Annotated in this window: 6 protein-coding genes; 3 read left to right on the top strand and 3 right to left on the bottom strand. The window is 63.4% G+C overall.

The genetic code is table 11. The features are described from left to right. Positions 1 to 44: 44 nt before the first annotated feature. The gene (locus LB572_RS26250) at positions 45 to 2,129 is read right to left on the bottom strand and encodes an ABC transporter substrate-binding protein (RefSeq protein ID WP_224669780.1); all 2,085 of its coding nucleotides are present in this window, start codon (positions 2,127 to 2,129) and stop codon (positions 45 to 47) included. Positions 2,130 to 2,231: 102 nt separating this feature from the next. After that, positions 2,232 to 3,698 carry an alpha-glucosidase/alpha-galactosidase gene (locus LB572_RS26245; RefSeq protein WP_224669779.1) on the bottom strand — a complete coding sequence of 489 codons (1,467 nt, stop codon included), beginning with the start codon at positions 3,696 to 3,698 and terminating at the stop codon, positions 2,232 to 2,234. 246 nt (positions 3,699 to 3,944) lie between these two features. Here LB572_RS26245 and LB572_RS26240 point away from each other — a divergent pair, with 246 nt between their 5' ends. Continuing rightward, complete coding sequence (locus tag LB572_RS26240; protein ID WP_140805947.1) at positions 3,945 to 4,787, top strand: AraC family transcriptional regulator; 843 nt, start codon at positions 3,945 to 3,947, stop codon at positions 4,785 to 4,787. Positions 4,788 to 4,811: 24 nt separating this feature from the next. Here LB572_RS26240 and LB572_RS26235 read toward each other — a convergent pair whose 3' ends face one another. Beyond that, positions 4,812 to 5,972 (bottom strand): glycoside hydrolase family 25 protein, encoded by a 1,161-nt coding sequence (locus tag LB572_RS26235; protein WP_412033591.1) that lies wholly within the window; start codon positions 5,970 to 5,972, stop codon positions 4,812 to 4,814. Positions 5,973 to 6,223: 251 nt separating this feature from the next. On the opposite strand from LB572_RS26235, the gene LB572_RS26230 reads away from it, so the two are divergent. Both LB572_RS26230 and LB572_RS26225 read left to right on the top strand, forming a co-directional pair. Further along, positions 6,224 to 7,108 carry an AraC family transcriptional regulator gene (locus LB572_RS26230; protein WP_224669777.1) on the top strand — a complete coding sequence of 295 codons (885 nt, stop codon included), beginning with the start codon at positions 6,224 to 6,226 and terminating at the stop codon, positions 7,106 to 7,108. Between the two features lie 302 nt (positions 7,109 to 7,410). Beyond that, on the top strand, positions 7,411 to 8,493 hold the full coding sequence (locus tag LB572_RS26225) for a sugar ABC transporter substrate-binding protein (RefSeq protein WP_224669776.1): 1,083 nt from the start codon (positions 7,411 to 7,413) through the stop codon (positions 8,491 to 8,493). Positions 8,494 to 8,547: the final 54 nt, after the last annotated feature.

The raw sequence follows: 8,547 nt of genomic DNA, 5'->3' as shown, positions 1-8,547 counted from the left end.
GCGTTGCGGCGCGGCCGCACATCTCTTCGTCAGGGAGGTAAAGCTTAATCCATCGGCCTCTTATCGCCAGGCTTGCCGGGCAGTTCCTGGGGAAAGAGTTCATACTTGGCCTGCTTGTCCGCCTTGACGAACACGCGTTCGCGGATGATCGAATCCTCGGCCCAGTTGAACATGAAGATCGGCGTGCCCTGCGGGATGTTGGAGAAGCGCTTGTTGACGATGAGCGCGCCCGGATATTCCGTCAGCCCGACATTGTAGACATGCTCCGTCGAGATCTTCTGGAACTTCCGCATCAGTTCGGCACGCTGGTCGTTGTCCTGCGTTGCGACGAACTTGTTGACGATGTCGACGAGGTCCTTCTCGAACGGCATCAGGTCGACCTCGCCGCTTTCCGGCGCGCGATGGTTCCAACTGGTCTTCGGACCGACCGGCGCCAATTGCTCGGTGTTCTGCACCACGGAGGTGAGCTCCTGGTCGTTGCGCCGGATCAGCCAGTCGAAGCGGCCTGAATATTGCGAGGCATCGCGCTGCGTGCCGTTGAGCCCGTTGAGCACGACCCTGAGGCCCAGCTTCTCCATCTGCGCCACCACGCCTTCTGCAAGGCTCTTGTCGGTGGTGTAGTCGTTGTTGACCAGCATCACGATCTCGACATTCTTGCCGCCGGCGGTGCCGGCCGGGAAGTTCACGAAGCCGTCACCGTCGGTGTCCTTGAGACCGGCCTTGGCAAGCAGGGCCTTGGCGCCTTCGAGGTCGAACGGATAGTAGACGGTCGACTTGCGGTCATAGAAGCTCGTGCCCGACGAGAAGCCGCCCGGATAGATGGCGGTGAACGGACCCTTGACCAGCGAGTCGCCCAGCGCCTTGCGGTCGAGCGCCATGGTGACGGCCTTGCGGAAGTCCTCGTTGCGGTTCAACTCGCGGACCGCCTGGCTGCGCTCGTCCGGGTTGCCCCAGCCATTGGCGGAAAAGTTCAGGCGTAGGTTGTAGCCGATGAGGCGAGGGCCGAAGGCAAGCCGGGCCGGCGCGTTCGGGTCGGCCGCGCGCTTCAGCGACGCGACGAAGTTCTCGGGCTGCTCGAGGTTGGAGAAGTCGCCCGAGCCCGCCACCGCCTGCACGTCGCGGTCGGCCCAGGTCGAGAGCTTGTATTGCAGCTCGTTGAGGTAAGGCAGCTGGTTGCCCTTCTCGTCGACCTTCCAATAGTACGGGTTGCGGCGCATGACGATGATGTCGTCCGGCCTATATTCGACCGGCACCCAGGCGCCCATCACCGGCATGTTCATATATTCCGGCGGGAAGGCGTTCTTGAACTGGTCGTAGGTGTTCTTCGAATATTTCGGATGCTGCGGCTTGAGGATGTGCGAGGGGCCGGGGCAGAAAGTGCCATAGGCCATGGCATAGAGATACTGCCGCGGAAACGCCTCCTTGAACGTCCACTCGACGGTGTAGTCGTCGATCTTCTTCAGCGTCGTGCCGACGCCGAAGGTTTCCGGCGTGGCGCCGTTCAGCGGTGAGACGTTCGGATCGACGACCTCGTCGTCCCAGTAGAACATGACGTCGTCGGCATTGAAGGGCGCGCCGTCGGACCATTTGGCGCCTTCGATCAGATGCATGGTCAGCTTGTGGCCGTCGCTCGACCAGTCCCAGTTCCTGGCGAGGTTGGGCAGCGGCTCGGTGTCCTTGGCCTCGACCTGGAACAGCGGCGCGGTGCGCGTCAGGCATTCGGAAAGGCCGATGTCGATACCGCCCCAGCCCTGCGTCTGGCCGGCGCCGTAGTTCCAGCCTTCCGGCCGGCCGCCGATGACGTGGCGCATCGTGTCGCCATAGACGCCGATGCCATCCGGCATGTTGCCGGTCTTGAAGACCAGCGGCTCCTTGGGCAGCCTGTCCTTGACCGGCGGCAGCTTGCCGGTCTTGACGTATTTCTCCGTCACCCAGTCCGGCTCGTGATAGTCGGGCAGCGCCTTGAACTCCAGGATGGAGTCGCGCGCCACATAATGGATCTTGCCTTCGGCCGGGAACGTCGCCGGCTCCGGTGGCACGGTCGGCTCGGACGCGAAGGCGTTGAGTGCATGGACCGAGACGCCGAGCATCAACCCGGCGACAATGCCAATTCTACGAAAACTCCTCATAGTCTCCTCCCAGATGTTTGGACGTCTCTGTTGCCCGCCTCTTATTTTCGGGTGGCTGGTTTCCGACGGACTTGCCCTCCTGCAGGTCCGTGTTCCGAGCGGTCAGCCGGCCTGTTTGAGCGCCGCCTTTTCGGCGCGCAATTCCTCGATCGAGCGCACGCTGCGGCGCGCGGCACCCGCCCATTCGCGGGTCTTGACCTTGGATTTCGAAAGCCGCGCCTTCGCCGCCGGGACGGCATCGGCATATTGCGGCAGCCAGGCGGCCTGGGCGACGACCATCTCGTCCACCATCTGCCAGACCTCCTCCGGCGTCGACACGGCGCCGACCAGCGGGTCATGCAGCACGGCGAGCTTCAACAGGTCGATATCGCCGGCGATCGCCGCATGCACAGACATGCGTTGCACGTTGATCGAAGCCATGCAGGTGGCCGCGCAAGCCTCCGGCAGCGTGATACCGGCCGCCATGTTGATGCCGAAGCGATCGACGAAGCCGGGCGATTCGATGATGGCGTCCTGCGGCAGGTTGGTGATCACGCCATCGTTCTTGACGTTGAAGTGGCCGCGATAGACGCGGTTGGTTTCCAGCGCTTCCAGGATGTGGCTGGCATGCTCGTTGGAGCGCCTGGCCGGGTCGATCGGCTTCGACGCCGCTTCGAGGAATTGCGGATATTCGGTCTCGAACCAGTTTCGGGTCTCGGTCGAGTAGCGCAGATAGCCGCCGGTCTCGCCATGGATCCAGTCGGACATGTCGATCCAGCGCGTGATCTCGTCGGGGCGCTTGCGGTACCAGGGCAGGTATTCGGAGAGATGCCCGTTGCTTTCGGTGGAATAGACGCCGAAGCGCTTCAGCACGTCGATGCGCAGCTTTTCCTGCTTCGAATAGACCGGGTGCGCCTCGAAGGCAGCGACCAGCTCGTCCTTGCCGATCGGCCGGCCGTTCAATCTGAGCTCGATGAACCAGGTCTGGTGGTTGATGCCGGAGCAGACATAGTCGAGCTCCTTGGGCGACTTGGCGCCGAGCACTTCGGCGATCTGTTCGGCGCCGTGCTGCACGCCGTGGCAGAGCCCGACCGTGTCGACCTTGCCGTATTCGATCGCGGCCCAGGTGTTCATCGCCATCGGGTTGGCGTAGTTGAGGAACCTGGCGCCAGTCTCGGCGACCTCGCGGATATCTCGGCAGAAGTCGAGGATCACCGGAATGTTGCGCTGGCCGTAGAGGATGCCGCCGGCGCAGATCGTGTCTCCGACGCATTGGTCGATGCCATATTTCAGTGGAATGCGGATATCGTCGGCATAGGCTTCGAGCCCGCCGACGCGCACGCAGCTGATGATGTAGCGCGCGCCCGCCAGCGCCTCGCGGCGGTTCGTCGTCGCCGTCACCTTGGTCGGCAGCTTGTTCGCCTCGACAATCCGGTCGAGGATCGCCTTGATCATCCCGAGATTGTGCTCGCTGACATCGGTCAGCGCGAATTCGATGTCCCTGAATTCAGGCACGCACAGGATGTCGGTGAACAGCTTCTTGGTGAATCCGACGCTGCCGGCGCCGACAATAGCGATTTTGAAGCTCATCACCTTCACCTCGATCCAATCGAATGCTAGGCAAGGAGCAGCAAGGGAGGATACGGCCGCGTGCCTTGGCGCACGCACCCCTCGAAGCCGGAAATCCGGCTTTTCTCCTCCCGCCCGCTCCTCGGCCGCAGGTCATTCCCGTTCTTGAGGGCCTGATTATGCGCTTATTCGCCGGCGCGGCCAGAGAAGGATTATGCTTTCGAGGGTAATTTTGTGCTGCGGGACCTGATCGCCAACGGAAAGCTGATGCGCACGATCTCGCTGCCGCGCGGTCGCCAGCGCCTGCATGCCATGCCAACCAGCACGGGCTACGAGCTGCGCGAGGACGAAACCTACGACTGGGACGGGCGAAAGCGCGGCCAGACGCCGTTCACCGTGCTCCAGCACACGATCAGCGGCAGCGGTCAATTGCGCTACGAGAACCGCAGCTATCGTCTGCAGGCGAACGACACGCTGCTTGTTTTGGTGCCGCACAATCATCGCTACTGGTTGGCCAAGGGCGACCGCTGGGAATATTTCTGGATCTCGATGAATGGCGAGGAGGCGCTGCGCATCCACAAATCGATCCTCAGCGTCTCGGGCCCGGTGTTCCGGCTGCAGCCGGCGACCATCGATCACCTTGCCGATTGCAGCCTGCGGCTCATCAAGGGCGCGGCTTCGTCCGGCGCTGCCTCGGCGATCGCCTATGAGGCGGCGATGGCGCTTTACGACGACGTGTTCGGCTCGCATGCCTTCGCCGAAAAACAGAGTGCCATGCAGCCGGTCATCGACCACATCAACGCCAATCTCGACAAGCCGCTGCCGGTGGCCGAGCTGGTCGAGATCAGCGGCCTCAGCCGCGCTCATTTCTCGCGCTGCTTCGCCGAGAGCGAAGGGCTGCCTCCGGCGGAGTTCGTCCTGCAGCAGCGGCTGCAGCGCGCAGCCAAGCTCCTGACCAAGGCGGATTTCCTGCCGGTGAAGGAGGTCGCGGTGCTGTGCGGCTTCGAGGACGCGAACTACTTCTCCAAGGTCTTTCGCCGCTGCTACGGCATCAACCCGACGCAGTTCCGCACCACCGGCATGTATGCGAGCCTCGGCAGCCACCGCTGATGTCCTGTGGGTTCTTGGAAGACGTCAGCGCTTGGCGTCGAGCGTGGTCGAGGCTGTGCTGACCGGATCGGCCGCAGCGGCGAAAGCCGCGTCGATCTGCTCGGGCGTGCGCTGCCCGGAGCGTTTCCAAGCGACATACTGCACGATGCCGAAGCCCGGCCGCTGCGGCACCGTCTTCACCACCGGCATGCGGAAACCGTCGCGGAATTTTTCCCAACGCGCGCCGAGCACCGCCACCATCTCCTCGAAGGTCGGCGGCGTCGCCACGTCGGCATAGGTGATGGTGACCTTGCCGGCGAGGGCTTTTTCGCGCGAGAGCGGCACCGGGATCGAGGCGAGGTAGTCGGCCGGCACGTCGAGCAGGCCGCCGAAGGCCCATTCCTGGCGCAGCTGGTCGGCGCTCATCGGCGCGACGCTGACATCGATGTCGTTGGGCGTGCCCGGTACCCGGTAGGGGCAGCGGAAACGGCCGCAATTGGCCTGCGCCGAGAATTGCCACAGCGCATAACCCTGCCAGTTGCCCATCGGGAAATGCACGTCGATGTCCGGCTTGTAGCGCGCATACCACAGTGGCAGTCGCGACAGCAGGCGATACTGGTAACGATTTTCGGCGATGTACTGGGCGGTCTTGCCGTTGACATAAAGCACCGGAAAGCGGCCGAGGCGGCGATGCACCTGGCGCACGAATTCCTCGGCGTCCTCCAGCGACATCCATTGCGTGGCGTCGATGCCTTCGATGTCGAGGGCCATCAGCTCGTCCGGCGCCGGTTCCGCGAAATCGATGAAATTATTGGCCTGCTCGACTGGGTTGCCGGGCCGCGCGAGGTGATAGGCGCCCCATTTCAGGCCAAGCGCCTTGGCCACCACCTTGCGCGTCTGGAACAATTCGCGCGTCACCGCATAGCGTTTCCATTGCATCTTGCAGAGTTTGACGTCGGCCTCGGCACCGAAGCAGAAATAGGGCGGCGGCAGCCCGTCGGACGCCTTGTTGATGAAGCCCGCGATGCGCTTGTCGGTGACGAGTTGCTGCCAGTCGATCGAATTGTATTCGTAGGCGTCGATCACCAGCGGGCGGTCGGCATTCTTCCACGGCTCGGAGAAATCCGAGGCCTTTGCCGCCGTGCCCAGCACCATCGCCGCAGCGATCAGAGCCAGGCGGCGAAGAGGGCGCGCCGGCTTTTTCAATCAGGGTGTCCCCACTGACCAGGGGACGATCCTGAACCGCTATGGTTAAGGAAGTGCTTTCAGAACATCGGCTTGCTTCGGCCTGCTCCAAAACGTCAAAAAAGTATCGGTCGGGTGGACAAGCCGTGGTGGCAGGCGCTTCAATTGCCGCCTAAGCTTTCAATCAAGGCGGCCAGTGGGAATACACGGTCTGCCGAACGAAGCGCAGCAACCGGTCACAAGACCGGACCCGCGCGGGGAGGAAGAGGAAGATGAATCCGGACCTGGAAGTCGTCCAGATCAGACAAGGAGAGTCGTTCAAGGCCTGGGCCCACGGCTATCCTTTCCGCACCGTCCGCTGGCACTTCCATCCCGAATACGAGCTGCATCTGGTCGTCGCTACCACCGGTCGCTATTTCGTCGGCGACTTCATCGGCGAGTTCGAGCCGGGCAATCTGGTGCTCACCGGGCCCAATTTGCCGCACAATTGGGTCAGCGACGTGCCGCCGGGCGAGACCGTGCCGTTGCGCGGTCGCGTCGTGCAGTTCTCGGAAGAATTCATCGCCGATGCGTCCGCCGCCTTGCCTGAACTTGCCGCCTGCGCCGGCATCCTCGAAGCCAGCCGTCGCGGCGCGCTGTTCTCGCCGGCGACGGCCGAGCTCGCGGCACCCCTGCTGGCGGAGCTGACCGAGGCGCAGGGCGTGCGCCGCCTGTCGCTGTTCATGGCCGTGCTCGATATATTGAACCGCGCTGGCGATGTCCGCACGCTGGCCAGCGCCGGCTATCTGCCCGACCCCTCCGGCTTCATGTCGGCCGGCATCAACCAGGCGCTTGCCTATATCAACTGCCACCTGACCGAGCCCTTCAGCGAAGGCACGCTCGCCGAGATCGCCGGGCGCAGCCCGAGCGCTTTCTCGCGCAGCTTCCGCCGGCATACCGGAATGGCGCTGGTGCAGTATGTCAACCGGCTGCGCGTCAACCTTGCCTGCCAGTTGCTGATGAGCGAGGCGCAGATGTCGATCACTGAAATCTGCTACGCCGCCGGCTACAACAACATCTCGAATTTCAACCGCCAGTTCCTGGCGCAGAAAGGCATGTCGCCTTCGCGCTTCAGGGCCTTGCTGGCGCAGAACGTCAACGCGGAGATTGCCGCCTAACAGGGGAGGAAGCGGGAGGAGCCAAAGGAAATTCCGGCCGGGAAGAGTTCTGTCCGGAATTGCGTCGCAACGAAGAGAATTCAGGGAAGGAAAGACGCGGGGTGCAGGGCACCTTGTGCTGGGGATCGTTTGTCCTGAAATCCAGCACGTCCAGGAGGATGTTCGCGCGGCCCACCGGGATCGGATCGATCCTCAGCCGCTGCCGATCACACTCCTTCCAACAGTTCGACATGCAGTCAAGGCCTGACGCGTCGTCCCGCGCAGGTCATCGTGAAACCATTTCTCGAAACGGAGACATTCGAATGACCAGATATGCATGGAAATCGCCGTTTGCCTTGAAATCGACGATCGCGGCCGTTTTCGCGGCCTCGCTGCTCGGCAGCACGGCGGCATTCGCCGGCACCGTCACCGACGCCACGGTCGCCTTCCTGATGCCCGACCAGGCATCGACCCGCTACGAACAGCATGACTATCCCGGCTTCGTCGCCGAGATGAAGAAGCTCTGCCCGGGCTGCAAGGTCATCTACCAGAACGCCGATGCCGACGCGGCGCGCCAGCAGCAGCAGTTCAATTCGGTGATCTCGCAGGGCGCCAAGGCGATCGTGCTCGACCCGGTCGATTCGACCGCCGCCGCCTCGCTGGTCAAGCTCGCGCAGAGCCAGGGCGTCAAGGTCATCGCCTATGACCGGCCCATCCCGACGGCGCCCGCCGATTTCTATGTGTCCTTCAACAATGAAGGTATCGGCAAGGCCATCGCCGACTCGCTGGTCGAGCATCTCAAGGCTCTCAAGGTCGATCCGGCCAGTGGCGGCCTGCTGCAGATCAACGGCTCGCCGACCGATGCCGCAGCCGGCCTGATCAAGAAGGGCATCCACGAGGGTCTCGACAACAGCGGCTACCCGATCCTGGCCGAGTTCGACACGCCGGAATGGGCGCCGCCGAAGGCCCAGCAATGGGCGAGCGGCCAGGTCACGCGCTTCGGCGCCAAGATCCTCGGCGTCGTCGCCGCCAATGACGGCACCGGCGGTGGCGCGATCGCGGCCTTCAAGGCGGCCGGCGTCGATCCGGTTCCGCCGGTGACCGGCAACGACGCGACGATCGCGGCGTTGCAGCTGATCATCGCCGGCGACCAGTACAACACAATCTCCAAGCCGAGCGAGATTGTCGCGGCTGCCGCTGCCAACGTCGCCGTCAAGCTGTTGTCCGGCGAGACGCCGAAAGCCGAGATGACGCTCTATGACACGCCCTCGCAGCTCTTCACCCCGGCTGTGGTGACGCAGGAGAACCTCAAGGCCGAGATCATCGACAAGAAGATCAACACGGCCGCCGAGCTCTGCGTCGACCGTTATGCCGAGGGCTGCAAGAAGCTCGGCATCACCAACTGATCGCATGGCATCCGGCCCCCCGGCGGCGGCCGGATGTCCAAGGAACGATTGTCA

The organism is Mesorhizobium sp. BH1-1-5 (assembly GCF_020165615.1).
In the GTDB taxonomy this organism is placed as follows: domain Bacteria; phylum Pseudomonadota; class Alphaproteobacteria; order Rhizobiales; family Rhizobiaceae; genus Mesorhizobium.
The sequence above is the reverse complement of the archived record's forward strand: the minus strand, read 5'-3'. Positions and strand labels throughout refer to the sequence as shown.

Bases quoted from the DNA above. Each gene is read 5' to 3' on its own strand.
- LB572_RS26230 (WP_224669777.1), top strand. From the start codon at position 6,224: ATGAATCCGGACCTGGAAGTCGTCCAGATCAGACAAGGAGAGTCGTTC.
- LB572_RS26250 (WP_224669780.1), bottom strand. From the start codon at position 2,129: ATGAGGAGTTTTCGTAGAATTGGCATTGTCGCCGGGTTGATGCTCGGC.
- LB572_RS26240 (WP_140805947.1), top strand. From the start codon at position 3,945: ATGCGCACGATCTCGCTGCCGCGCGGTCGCCAGCGCCTGCATGCCATG.
- LB572_RS26245 (WP_224669779.1), bottom strand. From the start codon at position 3,698: ATGAGCTTCAAAATCGCTATTGTCGGCGCCGGCAGCGTCGGATTCACC.
- LB572_RS26225 (WP_224669776.1), top strand. From the start codon at position 7,411: ATGACCAGATATGCATGGAAATCGCCGTTTGCCTTGAAATCGACGATC.